The sequence below is a fragment of the Pseudomonas sp. SDO5591_S426 genome (assembly GCF_054070755.1).
Genome location: NZ_JBSVXD010000012.1, coordinates 38,717 through 62,195, shown reverse-complemented (window position 1 = coordinate 62,195; position 23,479 = coordinate 38,717). Strand labels below are relative to the sequence as shown.

At 58.0% G+C, this 23,479-nt stretch carries 22 protein-coding genes; 2 read left to right on the top strand and 20 right to left on the bottom strand.

Annotated elements, in window-relative coordinates; all coding sequences use genetic code 11:
* Positions 1–49 precede the first annotated feature (49 nt).
* Positions 50–523, bottom strand: a complete 474-nt coding sequence (locus tag ACW9JC_RS04870) for an Lrp/AsnC family transcriptional regulator (protein ID WP_457453903.1) — start codon at positions 521–523, stop codon at positions 50–52.
* Positions 524–667: 144 nt separating this feature from the next.
* Here ACW9JC_RS04870 and ACW9JC_RS04865 point away from each other — a divergent pair, with 144 nt between their 5' ends.
* Entirely contained in the window at positions 668–1,297 is a 630-nt protein-coding gene (locus ACW9JC_RS04865) for a LysE family translocator (RefSeq protein WP_338583947.1), read from the top strand.
* A gap of 3 nt (positions 1,298–1,300) precedes the next feature.
* Here the strand turns inward: ACW9JC_RS04865 and ACW9JC_RS04860 are convergent, their stop codons facing one another.
* The 5 genes from ACW9JC_RS04860 to ACW9JC_RS04840 all read right to left on the bottom strand — a co-directional run bounded on the left by ACW9JC_RS04860 (position 1,301) and on the right by ACW9JC_RS04840 (position 8,463).
* The gene (locus ACW9JC_RS04860) at positions 1,301–3,418 is read right to left on the bottom strand and encodes a hypothetical protein (protein WP_457453901.1); all 2,118 of its coding nucleotides are present in this window, start codon (positions 3,416–3,418) and stop codon (positions 1,301–1,303) included.
* Entirely contained in the window at positions 3,405–4,601 is a 1,197-nt protein-coding gene (locus ACW9JC_RS04855) for a DUF3142 domain-containing protein (RefSeq protein WP_457453899.1), read from the bottom strand. The genes ACW9JC_RS04860 and ACW9JC_RS04855 overlap by 14 nt, the downstream gene beginning before the upstream one ends.
* Before the next feature lie 108 nt (positions 4,602–4,709).
* Complete coding sequence (locus ACW9JC_RS04850; protein ID WP_457453897.1) at positions 4,710–6,740, bottom strand: 2Fe-2S iron-sulfur cluster-binding protein; 2,031 nt, start codon at positions 6,738–6,740, stop codon at positions 4,710–4,712.
* A gap of 63 nt (positions 6,741–6,803) precedes the next feature.
* Complete coding sequence (locus tag ACW9JC_RS04845) at positions 6,804–7,430, bottom strand: glutathione S-transferase family protein (protein WP_457453896.1); 627 nt, start codon at positions 7,428–7,430, stop codon at positions 6,804–6,806.
* A 130-nt stretch (positions 7,431–7,560) separates the two neighbouring features.
* Positions 7,561–8,463, bottom strand: coding sequence for a LysR family transcriptional regulator (locus tag ACW9JC_RS04840; RefSeq protein ID WP_457453894.1), 903 nt, complete (start codon positions 8,461–8,463; stop codon positions 7,561–7,563).
* 251 nt (positions 8,464–8,714) lie between these two features.
* On the opposite strand from ACW9JC_RS04840, the gene ACW9JC_RS04835 reads away from it, so the two are divergent.
* Positions 8,715–10,013 carry an MFS transporter gene (locus ACW9JC_RS04835; RefSeq protein WP_338583953.1) on the top strand — a complete coding sequence of 433 codons (1,299 nt, stop codon included), beginning with the start codon at positions 8,715–8,717 and terminating at the stop codon, positions 10,011–10,013.
* Between the two features lie 221 nt (positions 10,014–10,234).
* Here the strand turns inward: ACW9JC_RS04835 and glmS are convergent, their stop codons facing one another.
* From glmS to ACW9JC_RS04765, 14 genes are all read right to left on the bottom strand, one after another.
* On the bottom strand, positions 10,235–12,067 hold the full coding sequence (gene glmS, locus ACW9JC_RS04830) for a glutamine--fructose-6-phosphate transaminase (isomerizing) (RefSeq protein ID WP_457453892.1): 1,833 nt from the start codon (positions 12,065–12,067) through the stop codon (positions 10,235–10,237).
* 1 nt (position 12,068) lies between these two features.
* A complete protein-coding gene (locus ACW9JC_RS04825; protein ID WP_457453905.1) occupies positions 12,069–12,848 on the bottom strand; it encodes a DeoR/GlpR family DNA-binding transcription regulator in 780 nt (259 codons plus the stop codon).
* 198 nt (positions 12,849–13,046) lie between these two features.
* The gene (glmU, locus tag ACW9JC_RS04820; protein ID WP_457453890.1) at positions 13,047–14,414 is read right to left on the bottom strand and encodes a bifunctional UDP-N-acetylglucosamine diphosphorylase/glucosamine-1-phosphate N-acetyltransferase GlmU; all 1,368 of its coding nucleotides are present in this window, start codon (positions 14,412–14,414) and stop codon (positions 13,047–13,049) included.
* 114 nt (positions 14,415–14,528) lie between these two features.
* Complete coding sequence (locus ACW9JC_RS04815; protein ID WP_007969909.1) at positions 14,529–14,954, bottom strand: F0F1 ATP synthase subunit epsilon; 426 nt, start codon at positions 14,952–14,954, stop codon at positions 14,529–14,531.
* A gap of 45 nt (positions 14,955–14,999) precedes the next feature.
* On the bottom strand, positions 15,000–16,379 hold the full coding sequence (gene atpD, locus ACW9JC_RS04810) for a F0F1 ATP synthase subunit beta (protein WP_060540274.1): 1,380 nt from the start codon (positions 16,377–16,379) through the stop codon (positions 15,000–15,002).
* A 27-nt stretch (positions 16,380–16,406) separates the two neighbouring features.
* Positions 16,407–17,267 carry a F0F1 ATP synthase subunit gamma gene (gene atpG / locus ACW9JC_RS04805; protein ID WP_008045673.1) on the bottom strand — a complete coding sequence of 287 codons (861 nt, stop codon included), beginning with the start codon at positions 17,265–17,267 and terminating at the stop codon, positions 16,407–16,409.
* Positions 17,268–17,317: 50 nt separating this feature from the next.
* A complete protein-coding gene (gene atpA / locus ACW9JC_RS04800; protein ID WP_030132553.1) occupies positions 17,318–18,862 on the bottom strand; it encodes a F0F1 ATP synthase subunit alpha in 1,545 nt (514 codons plus the stop codon).
* Between the two features lie 21 nt (positions 18,863–18,883).
* The gene (locus ACW9JC_RS04795) at positions 18,884–19,420 is read right to left on the bottom strand and encodes a F0F1 ATP synthase subunit delta (protein ID WP_007934341.1); all 537 of its coding nucleotides are present in this window, start codon (positions 19,418–19,420) and stop codon (positions 18,884–18,886) included.
* A 12-nt stretch (positions 19,421–19,432) separates the two neighbouring features.
* Entirely contained in the window at positions 19,433–19,903 is a 471-nt protein-coding gene (locus ACW9JC_RS04790) for a F0F1 ATP synthase subunit B (RefSeq protein WP_008064601.1), read from the bottom strand.
* Positions 19,904–19,961: 58 nt separating this feature from the next.
* On the bottom strand, positions 19,962–20,219 hold the full coding sequence (gene atpE / locus ACW9JC_RS04785) for a F0F1 ATP synthase subunit C (RefSeq protein ID WP_003097235.1): 258 nt from the start codon (positions 20,217–20,219) through the stop codon (positions 19,962–19,964).
* 134 nt (positions 20,220–20,353) lie between these two features.
* Entirely contained in the window at positions 20,354–21,223 is an 870-nt protein-coding gene (atpB, locus tag ACW9JC_RS04780) for a F0F1 ATP synthase subunit A (RefSeq protein WP_150702274.1), read from the bottom strand.
* A 16-nt stretch (positions 21,224–21,239) separates the two neighbouring features.
* Positions 21,240–21,647, bottom strand: a complete 408-nt coding sequence (locus ACW9JC_RS04775; RefSeq protein ID WP_056854266.1) for a F0F1 ATP synthase subunit I — start codon at positions 21,645–21,647, stop codon at positions 21,240–21,242.
* A gap of 148 nt (positions 21,648–21,795) precedes the next feature.
* On the bottom strand, positions 21,796–22,668 hold the full coding sequence (locus ACW9JC_RS04770; RefSeq protein WP_075946952.1) for a ParB/RepB/Spo0J family partition protein: 873 nt from the start codon (positions 22,666–22,668) through the stop codon (positions 21,796–21,798).
* A gap of 9 nt (positions 22,669–22,677) precedes the next feature.
* Positions 22,678–23,475 (bottom strand): ParA family protein, encoded by a 798-nt coding sequence (locus ACW9JC_RS04765; protein WP_150702276.1) that lies wholly within the window; start codon positions 23,473–23,475, stop codon positions 22,678–22,680.
* Positions 23,476–23,479 lie beyond the last annotated feature (4 nt).

Here is a 23,479-nt window from a genome sequence, read left to right as displayed (position 1 = left end):
AGTTTGGTGAACACCTGTAGGAGCTGCCGCAGGCTGCGATCTTTTCGCTTTAGGCAGGCAAATGTTCCAGCGGCAACGCGCCCGGCGACTTCACCGTATGAATCGCAAAGTTGCTGCGGATATCGCTCACGCCCGGCAACTTCAATAAGCGTCCGGTGAGAAACCCGTCATAGGCACGCAGGTCCGGCACCACCACTTGCAACAGAAAATCCGATTCCCCTGACACCAGAAACGCCGAAATCACCTCGGGCAATGCCGTCACCGCCAGGCGAAAGGCTTCGGCCTGTTCGTCGTTGTGGCGCTCGACTTTCACACCGACGAATACCGTCAAACCGAGCCCGACTTCATCGCGATCCAGATTGGCCTGATAACCGCGAATCACCCCGGCCTCTTCAAGCATCCGCACCCGCCGCAAACAGGGCGACGCGGACAGGCCGATCTCGTCCGCCAGTTGCACATTGCTCAAACGGCCATCCCGTTGCAGCGCGGCGAGAATCTTGCGATCAAAAGCATCGAGTTTCATAGTTTGGCAGATCCTGATGGTTTACCTCTTATGACGCAGCAGATTATGCCAATCCACGGTGCATTAGAAGCAAACTACGCAAGCACCTGCCCTGCCTCAGCCCCATAGACTGGCCGTACGAATCGACAACGAATGGGGTGCAACATGGCGGAACTCTGGCTATTTTTCATGGCGCTGGCGGTGGTGTACCTGTTGCCCGGACCCGACATGATCCTGCTGCTGCAAACCGGTGCTCGTCAGGGCAAAGGCGCGGCGTTGGCCACTGCCGTGGGTTTGGCCATCGCCCGAGGCTGTCACGTGGCATTGGCAGCTTTGGGATTGGCGGCACTGTTCAAGGCAGCGCCCTGGACCTTCGATGTAGTGCGTCTGGCCGGTGCCGCCTACCTGCTGTGGATCGGCATTCAGTGCCTGCGCTCGACCTTGCTGCCGAACCTGAACGATGCACATCCAATCGGCGAAAAACCGCGTTATCGGGAAGCCATTCAGCGCGGTTTGCTCACCAATCTGCTCAACCCCAAAGCGCTGCTGTTCTGCTCGGTGCTGCTGCCGCAGTTCATCAATCCGCAGGCGGGACCGGTGCTCGCGCAATTCGCCACCCTGGGCGTGGTGTTGGTCGCCGTGGGTTTGCTGTTCGACAGCGCCTACGCCCTGGCCGGTGCCGCGCTCGGTCGATGGTTGCAACGCAGCCCATCGGCCCAACGCCTGCAACAATGGCTGTTCGGCAGCCTGTTGATCGGTTTCGCCGTGCGGCTGACCTTCGTTCAACAGGCTTGAACTTCACTCAGCCTTGCGGCGGCGACGAACGATCAGCAACAACGCCGCCGCCATAACGGCCAGCATACTGCCCACCTGCAGCGCTGTTTTATACGGGCGCAGCGCCGAACGAGCTGAGTCGGTCACTTGGGTGACATAGCGCTTGTCGGCGTTCTCGAAGTCGGGATACGGGCACTGATGACCGAAGTCTGCCGCCCACTCCACAAACGGGCCTTCTTTGACGTAACGCTGATAGAGCGCACTTTGATCTTCAAGACTGCTGTTCCACCCGGCCGCTTCACACAAGACTGCGGCAAACGCCTGGCTGGTATGCGGCAAATTGTCGGCGGCGCGACTGGCCAATGTCGTGGCGACAAATCGGTAGTGGTAACGCTGATCGGGTTGGGCGGCGCTGGCCTGCTGACGCTTCACTTCGTCCTCGGCCACCAGCGGACCGACTTTCAACTCGGTGTTTTCAAGGCTGTAGTTACCGCCGAACGTGGCGTAGTCCGGGGCCATTTCATAGCCAAGGATATCCATGCCCCATTCGCGGGCCGTCCACGCGGCATTAAACAATGCGGCGGCGCGACGGGTCGGCCACCACGCTGCATCGGCCGCCAGACGTTGCTCGCCATACAGCCTGGCCTTGTGGCGCAAACCGTCGTTATCGAAATAGGCCGGCGCCTCTTGATAGTGCCCTTCACGCAACAAACGCCGCCCGAGCAAATTGCGCAGGCTCGCCGCTACTGGCAGCGGCACGTAGTTATCGCGCTCCTGCTGGGTAAGTGGTGGCGGTGCCGGGACTTGGGTGTCGACGTAGTGCTTGAGTTCTTCGAGGGTCAGTACACGCTCGGCAACCGTCGCCGCGTCGAACCAATAGATACTTTGGCTGCGATAGAGCTGATCGAACGCTTGCAGGTAATCCCCGCGTTGCAGGGCCAGAATCGCACTTTCGCCCTCGACCCGGCATTTGGGTTGAAGGGTTTCGTAATCGAAGTCCGGCGTTCGCCGATCGCCCCAGGATTCATTCTGCGGGAAGGCCTGAGCTGCTTTTGCATAAGCCGCCGCTGCGGCGATTTTGTCACCCTCACGCACCGCCAATTTGGCCCGCAACCACCAGGCCAGTCCACCATCGCCGGCGTGTTCGAGGAGCCCTTTGGTACTGGCGTAATCGCCCTGTTGATAATTCATCGCGGCCAGGCGATCGGCGTTATCGAGGCTGCCGCGGGTGCTGCTTTGCAACAGTTTGATCAATTTCAGTTCGTTCGGCGGTTGCTCGCCGAATGACCAACCCACTCGACTGATCAGCGACGCGGTCACCAATTGCTGCACCGGTTTGTTCTTGAGCAACTCAGCCAGCTCTGTATCGGGCATCGCCGCCAGATCGGCCATCAGCACTTTCAACGAGGTGTAGCCCACCGCCGAACCGTGAAGGTTTTGCGTGGCATAGAGTTCAATGGCGCTGTTCCAGTCGCCCGCAGTCCGAGCCACGCGCGCCTCTTCACCGAGGCTGGCGACGCCCAATTCCAGCGGGTCACTGAAGCCGTCGATACTCAGTTGCCGGGTTTGCTCAAACGCCTTTCGTGATTGCGCCAGCAGGTCTGGACCCGCGCCCGCTTCCGAGCTCATAGCGAATAATGCACGCCCCAAGGAATAGGCCGCCCAGGTGCTGCGCAACGCCCGTTGGTCCGCCGACAGCGCGAGCACCTTCTGAAAATACTCCGCCGCCAAACCCTGATCATCGGCTGCAAACGCCACGGCACCGGCCAGGTACAGTCTGATCTCGGTCGGCAGGCTCGCGCCTTGCGCTTCGACCTGACGGGCATCGGTCAGGCCACGCAGCTGTTTCACCAAAGCTTGCTGCTCGGCGCTCAAACCGTTTTGCTCGGCCTCGCTGCGCTGTTCGGCATAGTCCGGCTCATCCATGCTGTAGGCCGTTACGCTGACATTTTTCAGCCCGGCGATGGCATGACCCAATCGACTGACTTCGAAATTGAAGTTGCCTTCCGGCAGCTCCGCCAGTGACTGGCCACGGTTGTCCAGCAGGCGCATGGGAAAGTCCGGCCCGCACGCCAGCGCCGACCCCAGCGGCAGGCTGAGACTGAGGCAGAGCAGATGACGTGGCCAGTTACGGGTGAACATTCGAAGCTCCTTGATCAATTTTTGCGCAGCGCGCCCAACCGATGGCACGCTGACCGCCGGCCGCTATCCGACCTTCACGCAGGCGGGTGAAGGTAAGCAGATCCGGGCTTTGTTGCAACGCATAACCGGCCAGCACGTCCGCGCCTTCACAACCCTGCACCGCCAGTGTCAGGCGCTCGGGCCAGGCACTGTCGAGGTTGCCCTCATTGGTGATCGCGATGTCATAGAGGCCTTCGTCAGCCGAGAGTTTCAACGCCAATCGACTATCGAGGGCATCACCGCGCGACACGGCGCGAAGAGTCGTCAGGCTCCAGGCTCGACGGTCATTGGCCAATGGCAGGCGAAACCAGATCAGGCCGGCCAGATGCGCCGGTGGATCGTTGCGCAATTGGGTCGCAAGCTTGCTTAGCTGCTGCGGATCGGCCAGTAACTCCCGACGCTCGCCATCACGTTCGATGCGTATTTCGCTCTCAACGACGGGTGCACCGCTGGCGCCGGGCAACAACGCCACACCATAGGCCGGCAACGCCAGATAGAATGGTTTCGCGGTGACGCCGCTCCAGGCCTTTGCCCATTGCCAGGCCTGATCCGGATCAAACAGGCCACGACGCGGATCACTCACCGCATGCACCTGCAATACGCTGCTGTCGACTGTGGATAACAGCGCCGGCAACTCCGGGCTGTCGAGCCAGGCCGGCAATGCAGTAATGCTCAACGGCAAAGACGCCGGCAGCACCGCGCGCAAGTGCGTCAGAAATTCACGGTAGGCCGGTAGCCGGGCGTTTCCCGCGTCGTGGTCGATTTCCACGCCGGCAAGGTTCAGTCCTTGTGCCTGCCAATCAATGATCAGCTGTTGAATCTGCAGCGTGACTTCATCCTGATTCAAGGACTTGAGCTGGCCATCAAGACGTATCACCGCGATCAGCGGTCGGCCATCGCGCTTGAGCAGCAGCGGATCGATTCGTGCGTGGCTCCAGCCCGTTTTAGGAAAGGCCTGCAACGCCAGCACGCGCAAGGTGGAGAAGTCTGCGCGACTGTCTTGCAGGGCCGGGTGATGGGCCGGAGTCCATTGCCGTTGCCAGATGTAGAGCTGTTGGTCGAGTGGTGTTGCGGGCTGTTGGTCGCAGCCATTGAGCAGCATCAACGCCGTCAGCAGGATGATCAAGCGAGTGAAGAAAACCATGAAGCGCCTATCCCTGAAATGCAGAAAGGGCCTGTCACGGCCCTTTTTCGTTCTGCTCCCACCCTACTCAGCCATCGACCGGCGGGCAATGCTCCAGCGCAACATCGTTCAAATATCGAGAACCAAAGGCTGCGAACCCTGAGCCGGAATCGCGCAGCAAATCAGCACATGTCCTTCATCCGGCACTTCTGCCGGTGGTTGTGGATAATTCACCTGACCGCTGATCAAGCGTGTTTTACAGGTGCCGCAAGAGCCGCCACGGCAACTGAACTCCGGATGCAAGCCACGGCTTTCCGCCAACTCCAGCAGACTGCCGCCATCGGGTTGCCAGCGCGCTTCCTTGGCCGACCGCTCGAATACCACCGCCACTGAAGTAGTCGCGGCGGGCGGTTGCTCAATCACTACCGCGTCAGGGTCAGGCAGTCGGCGCAGTGTTGAAGGGCCAAAGGTTTCGGCGTGAATCCGAGCGTCGCGAATATCCAGTTCCCGCAGGCTGTCATACAGCGCCTGGGTAAAACTGCCGGGGCCGCAGAGGACAAAATCCAGTTGATCGTAGTCCTCGACCTCGAGCATTTCCGAGAGTCGTGCGACATCGATCCGCCCGGTCAAATCGAAATCTTCACCTTCCCGAGCGTCAGGCTCCGGTTGACTGAGCAGGCGAACCACCTTAACCGCATCACCGGCGTCCTCAAGCAAGCGGTCCACCTCAGGACGAAACGGCTGGTCCGCCAGGGTGCGCGAACTCTGCAAAAACAATGTCGGGCGAATTCGACGGGTGCGCAAACCTTGATAGACCACCTCCCGCAGCATCGACAGCAACGGCGTGATACCCACACCGGCAGCGAGCAACACCAGTGGCCGACGTTCATGGGGCGCGACCGTGAAATGCCCTTGGGGTGCGCGCGCCTCCAGCAAATCACCCACGCTAATGTGATCATGCAGGTGCGAAGACACCCGGCCGTCACGCTTCACACTGATACGGAAAAAGTCATCGGACGGCGCACTCGACAGGCTGTAGGTACGGATATGCACCTCACCGTCAATGTTGAAGCGCAGTGGTAAATGCTGCCCAGCCTGGAACAATGGCAACCCGGCTCCATCTGCCGGCTCCATATAGATCGAGCGGATGTGGTGGCTCTCCGCTTCGATCCGCACCACCCGCAGTGGCCGCCATTGATCGCCCAACGCCTTGGCTTGCAGACGGGCGGCGGCTTGCTCCCAGGTGCCGGTGAGCAAACTGGTCGGCGAGACACCGTCGAAACGCCAGCGCAAGGCCAGAGCGGCGGGACGACGCACAACATGTTCCACGTGGAACGTCCACAAGCGCTCGGCACCTTGAAATGCCTCAACCTGCGGACCGTCAAGGATGATTTCAGTTCGTCCACTGAGATGCAGCAGATCGCCAGTGTTGAAATCGATAAACAGCAATCCGGCCCGGGGATTGACCAGCAGATTGCCTAAGGTGTTGAAAAACAGGTTGCCGGCAAAGTCCGGGATAGTCAGGCGATTGCCTTCCACTTGTACGAAACCCGACTGACCACCACGGTGTGAAACATCCACCGAACGTACGCCATCGACATCCACATAGCTGGCGACGAAGAAGGTGTCTGCCTCAGCGATCGTTGCCTTGGCCGCATCATCCAGTTCGTTGAAGTGCTGCGCGGGACGTGTTTCCGGATCCGCCAACGGCACCGAACGAAACTGCCTCAACTGGATGTACTGCGGGCAATTGCCGTAGGACTGATCCACCGTCACGGCAAAACCGTTCGCCGTCATTGCACCAATATGGCCATTGATGCGGTTGCGTCGGCGGGTATGCAGTTCGATACCCAAAAGGCCAATGGCCGCGCCATCGCCCAATTGCGCAGGATCGTCCGCCGCAGGCAGGCTGCTGAACCGCAACAGCTGAGGCTCAGGTGATTGAACAAAACCGGGCCCCCCTTCAAGCACACTGGCCCACGGGTTTCCGTCCGCATCCACGGCGCCGTACAACATGAACGGCAGTTGCTCATAGAACGTGCGGTGCTGGTCCGGCATGTGATCGCGAATCACCCTGCGACCGAGCACCTCCATTCGCTCGCTGACTCCGACATGAGCCTGCAATTGGATCTCGCCTGCATGCCACGGTGAACGTTCCATTACGGCTTCTCCCCTGCGCCAACGGCACAGCGTGAAGGGCCCGACAAAGTCGGGCCACAAACGTCAGGCAGTTTTTTGCAAGCCGGCGACAGTGCGCGGCATGCCGACAAAACCGGGCAAGGCTTCGACGCGTGCCAACCAGGCGCGAATGTTGGCGTAGTCGTCGAGCGACACGTTGCCTTCCGGTGCATGGGCGATATAGCTGTAGGCAGCTATGTCAGCGATGGTCGGCTCGCTGCCGGCCAAGAAAGGCGTATTGGCCAACTCCTTATCGACAACCTTAAGCACGGTGTGGGCGTAAGGGATCACTTCGTCAGCGTTGTAAGGCGCACCGAACACCGTGATCAACCTTGCCCGGGCAGGGCCAAAAGCAATGGGCCCCGCGGCGGCGGACAACCAGCGTTGCACCTTTGCAGCGCCAACCGGATCGGCAGGCAACCAGCGACCGTTGCCATACTTTTGAGCCAGATAAACCAGGATCGCATTGGAATCGGCCAACACCACACCCTGATCGTCCAGCACCGGCACTTGACCAAACGCATTGAGCGCCAGGAACTCGGGCTTCTTGTGTTCGCCCTTGGCGAGGTCGACGAAGATCAACTCGGTCGGCAGTTGCAGCAGCGACAGCATCAGTTCCACACGGTGAGCGTGACCGGAACGTGGGAAGTTATAGAGTTTGATGGCTTGCATGGACGACTCCGCGAGTGAGTGGCGCTGTTCAGGAAAGATCAGCACCGATGGCAGCCATCTTCTACCAGTCACGGAAACAACAGAATAACCAGTAAACGCAATCCATTATTTCATCCAGTGAAACAACCCATCAGCCCTGCAAGGCCGGATGCTCCCTGAGCGCCTTCACCGTAAAGTCGACAAAGCTGCGAACCCGCGCCGGTGCCTTGCGTCCGCCCTGGTAAACCACGTGGATTGGCAGGGGCGGAACTTCGAATTCGGCCAGAATGATCTCCAGCTCCCCGGTCGCAATCTTGCTCGCCACCTGATAGGACAAGACTCGGGTGTAACCCAGACCAAGCGCCGCTGCGGTAATCGCGGCTTGATTCGCCGTCACCACCAGACGCGGCTCAGTGCGCACACTCAGTGGCTCGTCACCTTCGAGGAAAGGCCAGCTTCTTTGCTGACCGATCGATGACGTCGCAATGATCGGTGTCTGAGCCAGGTCTTGCGGATGTGTCGGTCGACCATTGGCAGCCAGAAACTGCGGTGACGCAACGATGACTCGCCGCACTTCACCCACACGGATCGCATGCTGGTGACTATCAGGCAGATCACCAATGCGCACCGCCACATCAACGCCCTCCTCCACCACGCTCACCACCCGGTCAACCAGCAGCGCATTGATCATGACGTCCGGAAACTGAGTCAGAAAATCCACCATCAGCGGTGTGACAAACAACTCACCGAACAAAACTGGCGCGGTGATCGTCAGTTGCCCACGAGGCTGAGCGTGACTACCCGCCGCCGAATCCTCGGCTTCCTGCACCTCGGCAAGAATCCTCCGACAATCTTCAAGATAACGCTGACCCGCCTCGCTCAAATGCACACTGCGTGTCGTGCGCGTGAGCAATTGCGTACCGATGCGCTTCTCCAACGCAGCAACCGCCCGGGTGACACTGGCCGCCGACAGCCCCAACCGCCGCGCCGCAGCAGAAAAACCCTGGTCTTGGGCGACGGCAGCGAAGACCTGCATTTCCTGGAAGCGGTCCATGGCTTTGTCCTCATTAAAATCTAAACATCGCAGCCTACGGCCGCACCTTGTATGTTGGGTCCGGCGCTTGGTTGTCTACAGCACAAACGGCGTCAGTAGCTAACAATTCGAAGCGTCAGCCAAGAAGGGAACTCTATAGCCTTGAAGGTGGCATTGAGCGATATCTAGCGATCTAACTCGATCAAAGTCACCTGTGGTTTCTTGAATGTCCTTGCTTCCGCATTCGCCCTATCAGGATGAAAGGTACATCGATGAGTGCAAACTCAGGTTACGCGTGGGGAGCCGGTTTCGACCGGCGTTTGCTGAAAGTACAATTCAGCTTTTTGCTGATGGTTCTGGGAGGACGGTGCAACCAATTGGCGGTGGCATGGTGGGCGTTGCAGGAAACAGGCTCTGCGCTCTATTTTGCCAACATGATTGCCTGTTCCATTGCGACGGAGGTGTTAGCCAAACCTCTGTTGGGATGGCTGGGGGACAAATACAACAAAATACTGATCATTAAGCTGGCCTCAGGGATCAGTTTGCTGACAGCGCTGTTGATGGTGGGGCTGTCCGCTACAGGGTCGTTCAACCCTTGGGCGGTGGGCGCTCTAATGATGATCAGCAGTGCGATTGTCGGAGTGCGCGACCCTCTTCAAGCGTCGATCATTCCTTTATTTGCAGATGACGAAAAAGTCTCCTTGGCCTTTCGGACCAAAAGCGTGATGTCATCCTTTTCCATTCTGCTTGGGCCCGCACTGGCCAGCGGCTTGATATACGGATTTGGTACCACGTTTGCCTTTGCCGCCGATTTCTTTGCGATTTTGATCGCCGGGGTGTTGATCGCGACAATTCCGAATCACATCGGTGCCACGGTGCAAGACGAAAAAGCCTCGGGGGCTAGCGGCTTCAGCATGATCTATTCCGGCTTCAAAGTAATTTACGGAGTGAAGGTCGAATTCTATCTGGCCATCATTGCAATGTTGATCAACTTTGCCCTGTTTCCGTTCTTCACCATACTGATTCCACTGTACGTAAAGGATGTCATCGAGTACCCGGTCACTTACATCGGTCTTCTGGATTCTTGCTTCGGGCTGGGCATTTTGGCGGGCAGTTACAAAATCATCGGCTGGTTATCCGATCGGATTCCCCGTGACATGTGTGTTTCTGCGGGGTTCGCATTATTGGGATGCAATCTGGTGGTAGTTGGCACCGTTTCATCTTCAATCATCGTACCTGCTGCCTTTTTCTGCGGCGGTGTAGGCTTGATGTTGATCAACATTCCAACCTCCGCCGTGAGATTACTGGCGACTCCAAAGCTCCATCGCAACCGGATTTTCGCCACGGTTTCATTTCTGTCTGCGGCGGCCAGCCCCTTGGGCAGCTTCACGATGAACACCCTGATCGCCAGTCTGGGAGTCGCAATGACAATCACGGTTTTGGGTTTGATGGTGCTGCTGCTGTCTCTGCTGGTTTTTCTGGTGCCTGATTTCAAAACTTTCATGCGTTCCCAAGATACGCATCTCAACGACGCCTACCTCGAAAGATACCCTGAAGCGTTTGCGCACTAAAGCGCCTCGCCACTCCGCCTCTTACAACGGAGTTGCATTTCACAATGCCCGACCTCAGCGCGATTATCACCTAATGCTTCATACACACTCACTGCAACAGGTAAGCCTACCTATCAGGTGTGAAAACATTAAGCTGTCGAGGTGACGCCAGCCGCCACGAGTCATTGAGCTGACGGTTTCGAAATACTTTCGAAGCATCAACTCAACGACCTGTGGATAACTTATTCCACAGTCACCGATTTCGCCAAGTTGCGCGGCTGGTCGACGTCAGTGCCTTTGAGCACAGCCACGTAGTACGAGAGCAACTGCAGCGGGATGGTGTAGAGGATCGGCGACAGGATGTCGTGGATGTGCGGCATTTGCACAACGTGCGTGCCTTCACCGTTGGTCATGCCGGCTTTCTCGTCGGCGAAGACGACTAGCTGACCACCACGGGCCCGTACTTCCTGAAGATTGGACTTAAGCTTCTCCAGCAACTCGTTGTTTGGCGCCACAGTGACCACAGGCATGTCGTTATCCACAAGCGCCAGCGGGCCGTGTTTCAGTTCTCCGGCCGGATAGGCTTCGGCGTGGATGTAGGAGATTTCCTTGAGCTTGAGCGCTCCTTCCATCGCCACCGGGAATTGCGCGCCACGACCGAGGAACAACGTGTGGTTCTTCTCGGCAAACAGCTCGGCGATTTTCTCGACGGTGCTGTCCATCGCCAGCGCTTCGCCCAGGCGGGTCGGCAGGCGACGGAGTTCTTCGACCAAGGTGGCTTCGACACCTGCGGCCAACGTCCCGCGAACCTGACCCAGCGACAGAGTCAGCAACAGCAGGCCAACCAGTTGCGTGGTGAACGCTTTGGTCGAAGCCACGCCGATTTCACGACCGGCCTGGGTCAGCAGGGTCAGGTCGGATTCACGCACCAGCGAACTGATGCCAACGTTGCAGATCGCCAGGCTGGCGAGGAAGCCCAGCTCCTTGGCGTTACGCAGCGCGGCCAACGTGTCGGCGGTTTCGCCGGACTGGGAAATGGTGACGAACAGCGTGTCAGGCTGCACCACGACTTTGCGATAGCGGAACTCGCTGGCGACTTCGACCTGGCACGGGATGCCGGCCAGTTCTTCAAGCCAGTAACGGGCGACCATACCGGCGTGATAGCTGGTGCCGCACGCGACGATTTGCACGTTGCGCACCTTGGCAAACAACTCGGAAGCCTGTGGACCGAAGGCTTGCACCAGCACCTGGTTCTCGCTCAAGCGACCTTCCAGGGTGCGTTGCACCACAGACGGTTGCTCGTGGATTTCCTTGAGCATGTAGTGGCGGAATTCGCCTTTGTCGGCAGCTTCGGCGCCGTCGCTGTACTGCACTGTCTGGCGCTCAACCGCTTGGCCGCTCACGTCCCAGATCTGCACGTTGTCGCGACGGATCTCGGCGATATCGCCTTCTTCCAGGTAAATGAAGCGGTCGGTGACCTGACGCAGGGCCAGTTGGTCGGACGCGAGGAAGTTTTCCCCCAGGCCCAGGCCGATCACCAGCGGGCTACCGCTGCGGGCTGCAACCAGGCGATCCGGTTGTTGCGCACTGATCACTGCCAGACCGTAAGCACCGTGCAGTTCTTTAACGGTTGCCTTGAGGGCCACGGTCAGGTCACGCAGGTCTTTGAGCTTGTGGTTGAGCAAGTGGGCGATGACTTCGGTGTCGGTGTCCGAGGTGAACACGTAACCCAAGGCTTTGAGCTGCTCACGCAAAGCTTCGTGGTTTTCGATGATGCCGTTGTGCACCACCGCCAGGTCACCGGAAAAATGCGGGTGCGCGTTGCGCTCGCACGGTGCACCGTGAGTCGCCCAGCGGGTGTGGGCGATGCCCAGACGACCGACCAGCGCTTCTTCGGCCAGTGCCTGCTCCAGTTCGCTGACCTTGCCCGGACGACGCAGGCGCTCGAGCTTCTCGTCGTTGGTGTAGACCGCCACGCCGGCGCTGTCATACCCACGGTATTCCAGACGCTTCAGGCCTTCGACCAGGATGGCGGTGATATTACGTTCTGCGACTGCGCCGACAATTCCACACATGCTATTTCTCCTGACTGACAGCCGCGCAAATCAAAGTGATACCGCGGGCCTGAATCTGATCCCGTGCCTCGAGCGACAGGCGATCATCGGTAATAAGGGTATGGACACTGCTCCAGGGCAGTTCCAGGTTGGGAATCTTGCGGCCAATCTTGTCGGCCTCCACCATCACGACCACTTCACGGGCGACTTCAGCCATGACGCGGCTCAGCCCGAGCAATTCATTGAAAGTGGTTGTACCGCGAACCAGATCGATGCCATCGGCACCGATGAACAATTGATCAAAGTCGTAAGAGCGTAGTACCTGCTCGGCAACCTGCCCCTGAAAGGACTCGGAATGCGGGTCCCACGTGCCACCGGTCATCAACAGCACCGGCTCGTGTTCCAGTTCGCTGAGGGCGTTGGCGACATGCAGCGAGTTGGTCATCACCACCAGACCGGGTTGTTGACCAAGTTCCGGGATCATGGAGGCGGTGGTACTGCCACTGTCGATGATGATGCGCGCATGTTCGCGGATACGCGTCACTGCAGCACGGGCGATGGCTTGCTTGTACTTGGAGACCGGTTGACCGAGGTCGGCGACCAATTCTTGTGGCATGGTGATCGCGCCACCATAACGGCGCAGCAACAGACCGTTGCTCTCGAGTGCCGCAAGATCCTTGCGAATCGTAACTTCCGACGTTTCGAAGCGTTTTGCCAACTCATCCACACTGACTTCACCCTGCTCGTTGAGCAAGGCAAGGATATTGTGGCGACGTTGAGGTGTGTTGCGCTTCGACATGATCTGGTAAGTTTCGATTCGAAAGATAACGGAAGCAATCAAAACCTATTGGCGAAACTTCGTCAAGCGCGGAACGATAAAAACATCTGTGGATAAATTAAAAAAGATCGCAGCCTGCGGCAGCTCCTACACGGGATTTGTGATCACTCTGTAGGAGCTGCCGAAGGCCGCGATCTTTTTATTTTATGAGTTGTGGATAACTCAGCCCTTCTTGATCTTCTCCGGCCGCTTCCAGCCATCGATGTTCTTCTGACGAGCACGTCCTACTGCTAACTGGGCTTTATCCACAGTCGAGGTAATGGTCGATCCGGCTGCGGTAGTTGCACCGTCCAGGATATCCACAGGTGCCACCAACGAGTTGTTGGAGCCGATGAATACGTCTTCACCCAACACGGTTTTCCACTTGTTGGCGCCATCGTAGTTGCAGGTGATGGTGCCGGCGCCGATGTTGGTGCGCGCGCCAACTTCGGCATCGCCCAGATAGCTCAGGTGGCCAGCCTTGGCGCCTTCACCCAGGTGTGCATTTTTCAGTTCGACGAAGTTGCCCACATGCGCCCGTGCTTCAAGCACCGTGCCTGGACGCAAACGTGCGAACGGACCGGCATCGCTGCCCTCACCGAGAATCGCGCCTTCGATATGGCTGTTCGCCTTGATCACCACGCCTTTGCGCAACGTGCTGTCCTTGATCACACAGTTCGGGCCGATCACCACGTCGTCTTCAATAACGACTTTGCCTTCGAGGATCACGTTGATATCGATCAGCACGTCGCGGCCAACGGTGACTTCACCGCGCACATCGAAACGCGCCGGGTCGCGCAATGTCACGCCTTGGGCCATCAACCGGCGACCGGCACGCAGTTGATAGTGGCGCTCAAGCTCGGAAAGTTGCTTGCGGTCGTTGGCGCCCTGCACTTCCATCGCATCGTGGGGTTGTTCGGTGGCCACTACCAGACCGTCGCTGACCGCCATTTCGATCACGTCGGTCAGGTAGTACTCGCCCTGCACGTTGTTGTTCGACAGACGCCCCGTCCAGTCGGCCAGGCGATCGGCCGGGACCGCGAGGATACCGGTGTTACCTTCGTTGATGGCACGCTGAGCTTCGGTCGCGTCCTTGTGCTCGACGATGGCGGCGACTTTGCCGTCGGTGTCGCGAACGATACGGCCGTAACCAGTTGCGTCGTCCAGCTCCACGGTAAGCAGACCCATCTCCCCTGGCACGACCAGCTTGAGCAAACGCTGCAGGGTTTCAACTTCGATCAACGGCACGTCACCGTAAAGAACCAACACGGTGTCAGCTTTGATGAACGGTACAGCCTGGGCCACGGCATGGCCGGTCCCTAGTTGTTTGTCCTGAAGGACGAAATTCAGATCGTCAGCGGCCAGACGCTCACGCACAGCATCGGCACCATGGCCGATCACCACGTGGATGCGCTGCGGATCAAGTTGTCGGGCGCTGTGGATAACATGGCCGAGCATGGAGTTGCCGGCAATCGGGTGCAGTACTTTCGGCAAAGCGGAACGCATGCGCGTGCCTTGGCCAGCAGCGAGAATAACGATTTCAAGAGACATGACTGGCTACCAATCCTGGGTGGTCAGCGGCTGCGACCATCGTGATGAATATCGGAAAAGAAAAAAGGGTAGCCGAGGCTACCCTTTTTAATCAATCACACAACAAACTCAACCTTAGTGGCCGAACTTCTTGCGGATCTGCTGGACGGTGCGCAGCTGAGCTGCGGCCTCGGCCAGACGTGCGGCAGCAGAACCGTAATCGAATTCCGCGCCCCGCTCATGCAAGGCCTTCTCGGCAGCCTTAACGGCTTCCTGAGCGGAGGCTTCGTCCAGGTCGGCAGCACGTTGCACGGTGTCGGCAAGAACCTTGACCATGTTCGGCTGAACCTCGAGGAAACCACCGGAGATGTAATACACCTCCTCTTCCCCGCCCTGCTTGACCAGGCGGATCGGGCCCGGCTTGAGATTGGTGATCAGCGGCGCGTGACCCAGGGCGATACCAAGATCACCCAGTGCACCGTGCGCAATCACCATCTCGACCAGACCGGAAAAGATTTCCCCTTCCGCGCTGACGATATCGCAATGGACTGTCATAGCCATCTGATTGCCTCAACCTAAATTAGCGCCCGTTTCCGGGCGCCGGGATTACAGTTTCTTGGCTTTCTCGATCGCTTCTTCGATGCCGCCAACCATGTAGAACGCTTGTTCTGGCAGGTGGTCGTAGTCACCGTTGAGGATGCCTTTGAAGCCAGCAATGGTGTCTTTCAGGGAAACGTATTTACCCGAAGCACCGGTGAAGACTTCAGCCACGAAGAACGGCTGCGACAAGAAACGCTGGATCTTACGAGCACGGTTTACCAACTGCTTGTCGGCTTCCGACAGCTCGTCCATACCCAGGATCGCAATGATGTCCTTCAGTTCTTTGTAACGCTGCAGAACGTACTGAACGCCGCGAGCGGTGTCGTAGTGGTCCTGGCCGATTACGTTCGGGTCCAGCTGGCGCGAAGTCGAGTCGAGTGGATCGACCGCTGGGTAGATACCCAGGGAAGCGATGTCACGGGACAGAACGACGGTGGCGTCCAAGTGGGCGAAGGTGGTCGCTGGCGACGGGTCGGTCAAGTCATCCGCAGGTACGTATACCGCTTGGATCGAAGTGATCGAACCTTCCTTGGTCGAAGTGATACGTTCTTGCAGAACGCCCATCTCTTCAGCCAGGGTCGGCTGGTAACCTACTGCGGAAGGCATACGGCCCAGCAGTGCAGATACTTCAGTACCGGCCAGGGTGTAACGATAGATGTTGTCGACGAACAGCAGAACGTCGTTACCTTCGTCACGGAACTTCTCGGCCATGGTCAGGCCGGTCAGTGCTACGCGCAGACGGTTACCCGGCGGCTCGTTCATCTGACCGTAAACCAGTGCCACTTTGTCCAGAACGTTGGAATCCTTCATCTCGTGGTAGAAGTCGTTACCCTCACGAGTACGCTCACCCACACCGGCGAACACGGAATAACCGCTGTGCTCGATGGCGATGTTACGGATCAGTTCCATCATGTTTACGGTTTTGCCTACACCGGCACCACCGAACAGACCGACTTTACCGCCTTTGGCGAACGGGCAAACCAGGTCGATAACCTTGATGCCGGTTTCCAGCAGGTCGTTGCCGCCTGCCTGTTCAGCGAACGAAGGCGCTGGACGGTGAATGCCCCAACGCTCGTCGGTATCGATTGGACCTGCTTCGTCGATCGGGTTGCCCAGAACGTCCATGATCCGGCCCAGAGTTGCTTTACCAACCGGTACGGAGATGGCTGCGCCAGAGTCGACAACGTCCAGACCGCGCTTCAAGCCTTCGGTGGAACCCATCGCAATGGTACGAACCACGCCGTCGCCCAGCTGCTGCTGAACTTCCAGGGTGGTCCCGGCCGCGCTTTGTACAGTCAGCGCGTTGTAGATGCTCGGTACGCTGTCGCGTGGAAATTCCACGTCGATAACGGCGCCGATGATTTGAACGATACGTCCGCTACTCATAGCTGGATCCTCTGAATATTTGAACCGTTAAACCGCGGCAGCGCCGCCGACGATTTCCGAGATCTCTTGGGTGATCGCAGCCTGACGCGCCTTGTTGTAGACCAGCTGCAAATCGCTGATCAAATCACCGGCGTTGTCGGTAGCGTTCTTCATCGCGATCATCCGCGCAGCTTGTTCAGCCGCGTTGTTCTCGACCACCGCCTGGTAGACCTGCGACTCCACGTAACGGACCATCAAGCCGTCCAGCAGCTCCTTGGCATCCGGTTCGTAGAGATAGTCCCAGTGGTGCTTGAGGTCTTGATCCGGGGTCGCCACCAGTGGAATCAATTGCTCCACGGTAGGCTGTTGCGTCATGGTGTTGATGAACTTGTTGGACACCACGGACAGGCGGTCAATACGGCCGTCCAGGTAGGCATCCAGCATCACCTTGACGCTGCCGATCAGATCATTGATCGACGGCTCTTCACCCAGGTGGCTGATAGCTGCAACGACGTTACCGCCGAAGTTGCGGAAAAAGGCCGCACCCTTGCTACCAACGACACACAGATCGATCTCGACGCCGTTTTCGCGGTTTACCGCCATGTCCTTGACCAGGGCCTTGAACAGGTTGGTGTTCAAGCCGCCGCACAGACCACGGTCACTGCTCACTACGACATAACCGACGCGCTTGATTTCACGGTCGATCATGAACGGGTGGCGGTATTCCGGGTTGGCGTTGGCCAGATGCCCAATTACCTGGCGGATACGCTCCGCATAAGGACGGCTAGCAGCCATGCGCATTTGTGCCTTGCGCATTTTGCTGACCGCCACTTTTTCCATGGCGCTGGTAATCTTTTGCGTGCTTTTGATGCTCGCAATCTTACTGCGAATCTCTTTTGCGCCTGCCATGTAACACCTATCAGGTTAGCAAGCGGGAGCCGCTAGGCTCCCGCTGCGGCTTACCAGGTTTGGGTGGCCTTGAACTTCTCGATACCGGCTTTCATGCCAGCATCGATTTCGTCATTGAAGTCACCCTTCACGTTGATCTTCGCCATCAAATCGGCGTGATCGCGGTTGAAGAAAGCAATCAGCGCTTGCTCGAAGCTGCCGATCTTGGCGATTTCAACGTCAGTCAGGAACCCACGCTCAGCGGCATACAGCGACAGCGCCATGTCAGCGATCGACATTGGAGCGTATTGCTTCTGCTTCATCAGCTCGGTAACGCGCTGACCATGCTCAAGTTGCTTGCGGGTCGCTTCGTCCAGGTCAGAAGCGAACTGGGCGAATGCCGCCAGTTCACGGTACTGAGCCAGAGCGGTACGGATACCACCGGACAGCTTCTTGATGATCTTGGTCTGAGCGGCACCACCCACACGGGATACCGAAACACCGGCGTTCACTGCAGGGCGGATGCCCGAGTTGAACATGGCCGATTCCAGGAAGATCTGACCGTCGGTGATGGAAATCACGTTGGTCGGAACGAACGCGGAAACGTCGCCAGCCTGGGTTTCGATGATCGGCAGTGCGGTCAGGGAACCGGTTTTGCCGGTCACTGCGCCGTTGGTGAACTTCTCTACGTATTCTTCCGAAACGCGGGATGCGCGCTCCAGCAGACGGGAGTGGAGATAGAACACGTCGCCTGGGTAAGCTTCACGGCCTGGTGGACGGCGCAGCAGCAGGGAAATCTGGCGGTAAGCCACTGCTTGCTTGGACAGATCGTCATAAACGATCAGCGCGTCTTCACCGCGGTCGCGGAAGAATTCACCCATGGTGCAACCGGAGTACGGTGCCAGGAATTGCAGCGCAGGAGATTCCGAAGCACTGGCAGCCACGATGATCGTGTTGGCCAGGGCGCCGTTTTCTTCCAGCTTGCGAACCACGTTGGCGATGGTCGATTGTTTCTGACCGATTGCTACGTAGACGCAGAAAATGCCGCTGTTCTTCTGGTTGATGATCGCGTCGATCGCCAGAGCGGTTTTACCGATCTGACGGTCACCGATGATCAGCTCACGCTGGCCACGGCCGACAGGGATCATGGCATCGACAGCCTTGTAGCCAGTCTGTACAGGCTGGTCTACCGACTTACGCCAGATCACGCCTGGAGCAACTTTCTCGACCGCGTCGGTCTCGGTGTTGCCCAGTGGACCTTTGCCGTCAACAGGGTTACCCAATGCGTCGACTACGCGACCCAGCAGTTCCTTACCAACCGGAACTTCGAGGATGCGGCCGGTGCACTTGGCGCTCATGCCTTCAGCCAGAGACTGGTATGCGCCCAATACAACGGCACCTACGGAGTCTTGCTCCAGGTTGAGGGCCATACCGAAGACGCCGCCCGGAAACTCGATCATCTCGCCGTACATTACGTCGGCCAGACCGTGAATCCGCACGATACCGTCAGATACGCTGACGACAGTGCCTTCGTTACGGGCTTGGGAGGTCACATCGAGCTTGTCGATGCGGCCCTTGATAATTTCACTTATTTCGGAAGGATTGAGTTGCTGCATTGCTCTGCTGCCCCTTCAAACTCAAGATTTCAATGCTTCGGCAAGTTTCGCGATTTTGCCGCGAATCGAGCCATCGATAACCAGGTCGCCGGCGCGGATGACGACACCACCAATAAGGGCAGCGTCCTCCGCAACTTGCAGGCGCACTTCCCGGTTGAGTCGTGCACTGAGAACCTTGGCGAGTTTGTCTTGCTGTTCTTGGTTCAATGCGAAAGCACTGGTCACTTCTACGTCTACCGACTTCTCTTGTTCGGCCTTGTACAGGTCAAACAGAGCGGCGATCTCCGGCAACAGCGGGAGACGGTCGTTTTCGGCAACGACGTTGATGAAGTTCTGTGCCTTTGCATCAAACTTGTCGCCGCACACGTCAATGAACGTGGCGGCCTTTTCTGCGCTCGTCAGTCGCGGGGCCTTGAGCACGCGCTGCATGGTGTCGTCTTCCGACACCGCTGCAGCCAGGCCGAGCATGGCTGACCAATTGGCCAGTTGCTGGTGGGCCTGAGCGTGCTCGAAGGCCGCCTTAGCGTAAGGTCGGGCCAACGTGGTCAGTTCTGCCATGATCGCCCTCGCTTAGATTTCAGCAGCCAGTTGGTTAACCAGCTCTGCGTGCGCGTTTTGATCGATTGTGGCACCCAGGATCTTCTCGGCGCCGCCGACTGCCAGCAAGCCCACTTGGGCACGCAGAGCGTCTTTGACACTGTTCAGTTCCTGTTCGATCTCGGCTTGAGCCTGAACCTTCACACGGTCAGCGTCGATACGGGCTTTTTCAACAGCCTCTTCAACAATCTGATTACCGCGTTTCTTGGCTTGCTCGATGATTTCAGCTGCCTGAGCTTTCGCTTCGCGCAGTTGCTGACCCGCTTTCTCTTGGGCCAACTCCAGGTCGCGAGCTGCACGGCTGGCAGCGTCCAGACCATCAGCGATCTTCTTTTGACGTTCGTGCAGTGCCGCGATGACCGGAGGCCATACGAACTTCATGCAGAACAGTACAAAAATCAGGAACGCAACGGACTGGCCAATCAGGGTCGCATTAATGTTCACGCCAACACCTCGCAGTTACGTTGTCCATCACACCAAATTACCCGGAAGATCCGAGTAATTAGCCAGCGATCTGACCAACGAACGGGTTCGCAAAGGTGAAGAACAGAGCGATACCAACACCGATCATGGTTACGGCGTCGAGCAGACCGGCAACGATGAACATTTTAACTTGCAGCATTGGAACCATTTCTGGCTGACGCGCTGCGCCTTCCAGGAACTTGCCGCCCAGCAGGCCGAAACCAATTGCGGTACCCAGTGCGCCCAGGCCGATCAACAGTGCAACAGCGATAGCGGTTAGACCAACTACAGTTTCCATCTTTCCTCCCGACTTTTACGTCGTATGGTTTAGGTTTTTTTAATTTAAAGCGGTAAAACAAATCGTTTCAGATGCCCCGTCAGGAGCCCCTTCCCGTTTTACCGGGAAGGACATCAGACTAGTCGAGACTGGTCTTAATGGTTTTCTTCGTGCGCCATCGACAGGTAGACGATGGTCAGCATCATGAAGATGAACGCCTGCAGGGTGATGATCAGGATGTGGAACACAGCCCACGCCCACTGCAGAACTACGCCCAGGCCGCTCAGCCAGAGCAGACCGCTGCCGAACATCACAGCAATCAGAATGAAGACCAACTCGCCGGCATACATGTTGCCGAACAGACGCAGAGCCAGGGAGATCGGCTTGGCGATCAGGGTCACGAATTCCAACAGGAAGTTCACCGGGATCAGCAGGGCCTGAACGAAGATGTTCTTGCTGCCGAACGGGTGCAGGGTCAGTTCGCCGATGAAGCCGCCGATGCCCTTGACCTTGATGCTATAGAAAATGATCAGCGCGAATACCGACAGGGCCATGCCCAGGGTAGCGTTCGGGTCGGTAGTCGACACGGCGCGGAACGGAATGTGTGCATCGCCGGAGATCAGGATGGCCAGCTGAGGAATCCAGTCGACCGGTACCAGGTCGACGGCGTTCATCAGGAACACCCAGACGAAGATGGTCAGTGCCAGCGGTGCAATCACCGGGCTACGGCCATGGAAGCTGTCTTTCACGCTGCCATCGACGAATTCGACCAAAACTTCAACGAAGTTCTGCAAAGCACCTGGCTGACCGGAAGTCGCCTTCTTTGCCGCCATGCGGAAAAGAAGAACGAAGATCAGACCCAATGCGACCGACCAGCCGAGGGTATCGACGTGGAAAGCCCAGAAGCCCATTTCCTTGGCTTCTGCTGCGGTGTGGGCAAAGCCCCAGCCGCCGGTAGGGTGCTGACCGAAGGTCAGGTTCTGCAAGTGGTGCTGGATATAGCCCGAAGCGGTTGTTTCTGCCATGGTTGCCTCAAACGCCCTAAGGTCTCGAAAGTCTTGTTCTCATCAGCAGGGGAGCGAACCAGCTGACCGACTGAGTCAGCACGAAGGCACCGAATACTGCAATCGGCGCCAATGGCTTCACACCTGCGAACACCAGTGCAAACAGCACTGCCGTCAAAATCAGTTTCCCCGCCTCGCCGGCATAAAATGACCGGACGATGGACTGGGCTGCTCGGGCGCCGGAAAACCGAAATGCCCTGTGAGCGAAATACACATTGGGCAGCAAGGCTATCAGGCCTCCGCAAAGTCCCGAGTATCCGGCAACGACTCCGTGCCATTGCCAAAGCGCCAAAGCGGCAATGAGCAAGACCACGAATTGAGCCATCAACACCGGAAAAACTGCCAGGCGATGGAACGGCAAGCGGTTTGGCGTGCGGGTTTCCATCACTATTGCTCTCCAATGGTCGGCTGCCGGAATTCAATAACTTGGCATAATTTGTGCCGACAAAATGCGCGCAGAGTATAGGGGCGGTTCTGCCCCTATTCAACTGTCAGGTAGTGATTTCCGACTGCGCGCTACATGAGGAAATGTTTCAGCGGATATGTGCGAGTACGCCTTGAAGCTCATCCAGGGAGTTGTAGCCAATCACCAACTGCCCTTTTCCCTTCTTGCCGTGGCGGATCTGCACCGCAGAGCCTAGGCGCTCGGCCAGGCGCTGTTCCAGACGGGCGATATCCGGGTCTGGTTTTGCGGGTTCGACAGGCTCCGGTTTGCCACTCAACCACTGGCGAACCAGTGCCTCAGTTTGGCGCACAGTCAGCCCGCGTGCGACAACATGTCGCGCCCCTTCAACCTGTTGATTATCCGGCAAACCGAGCAAAGCACGGGCATGACCCATTTCCAGGTCGCCGTGGGACAACATGGTCTTGATGACTTCCGGCAAGGAGATCAGGCGCAGCAGGTTGGCCACGGTCACCCGGGACTTGCCCACAGCTTCGGCCACTTGTTGCTGGGTCAGCTGGAATTCCTGCTGCAAACGCTGCAAGGCCACCGCTTCTTCGATCGGGTTGAGGTCTTCGCGCTGGATGTTCTCGATCAGCGCAATGGCAATGGCCGTTTCATCCGGCACATCGCGCACCATCGCCGGAATGGTTTCCTGCCCGGCCTGCTGACTGGCGCGCCAGCGGCGTTCACCGGCAATGATTTCGAAGCGGCCACCGCCAATCGGGCGTACCACGATCGGTTGCATCACGCCTTGGGCCTTGATCGACAGTGCCAGCTCTTCGAGTGCCTGAGGATCCATATCACGACGCGGCTGGTATTTGCCGCGCTGGAGCAAGTCCAGGGGCAAGTGTTGCAGCTCACGGTGATCGGCTTGCGCCGCCTGTTCTTCCAGCGAGCTGACGGTCGGACCACTCAGCAGTGCATCCAGTCCACGTCCGAGACCTCGTTTCTTGACGGCCATGGGGATTCCTTAAGTTGCCTGAGCAGCGGCGATGCGTGAGTTTTTGCGCTGACGACGAACCATTTCGCCCGCCAGAGCCAGATAGGCAACGGCGCCGCGCGATGCTTTGTCGTACGCCAGTGCCGGCATGCCGTAGCTAGGCGCTTCGGCCAGACGGATGTTGCGTGGAATGACGGTGTCGTAGAGTTGCTCGCCGAAGTGTTCCTTGAGCTGGGCCGAGACATCGTTCATCAGGCTCAGGCGCGGATCGTACATCGTACGCAGCAAGCCTTCGATCTTGAGATTCGGGTTCAGCAATTCCGCGATACGCTTGATGTTATCCACAAGGTCGCTCAAGCCTTCGAGCGCGAAATACTCGCACTGCATGGGGATAATTACCCCGTCGGCGGCAACCAGTGCGTTCAACGTCAGCATCGACAGCGACGGTGGGCAGTCGATCAAAATGTAATCGTAGTTTTCACGTATCGGCGCCAGCGCACTGCGCAGGCGGCTTTCCTTCATCTGCATTTCCAGCAGAACCACTTCCGCAGCCGTCAGGTCACGGTTGGCCGGCAACAACTGGTAACCACCATGCTCGGAGTAGTGCATGGCCTGGGCCAGGTCGCATTCACCGATCAACAGGTCGTAGACCGAGTTTTCCAGGCCGTGTTTATCCACACCGCTACCCATGGTGGCGTTGCCCTGTGGATCGAGATCGATCAACAACACCCGGCGCTTGGTGGCGACGAGGGATGCTGCGAGGTTGATGCAGGTGGTGGTCTTGCCCACACCACCCTTTTGGTTCGCAATCGCGAATACCTTAGCCATTCTT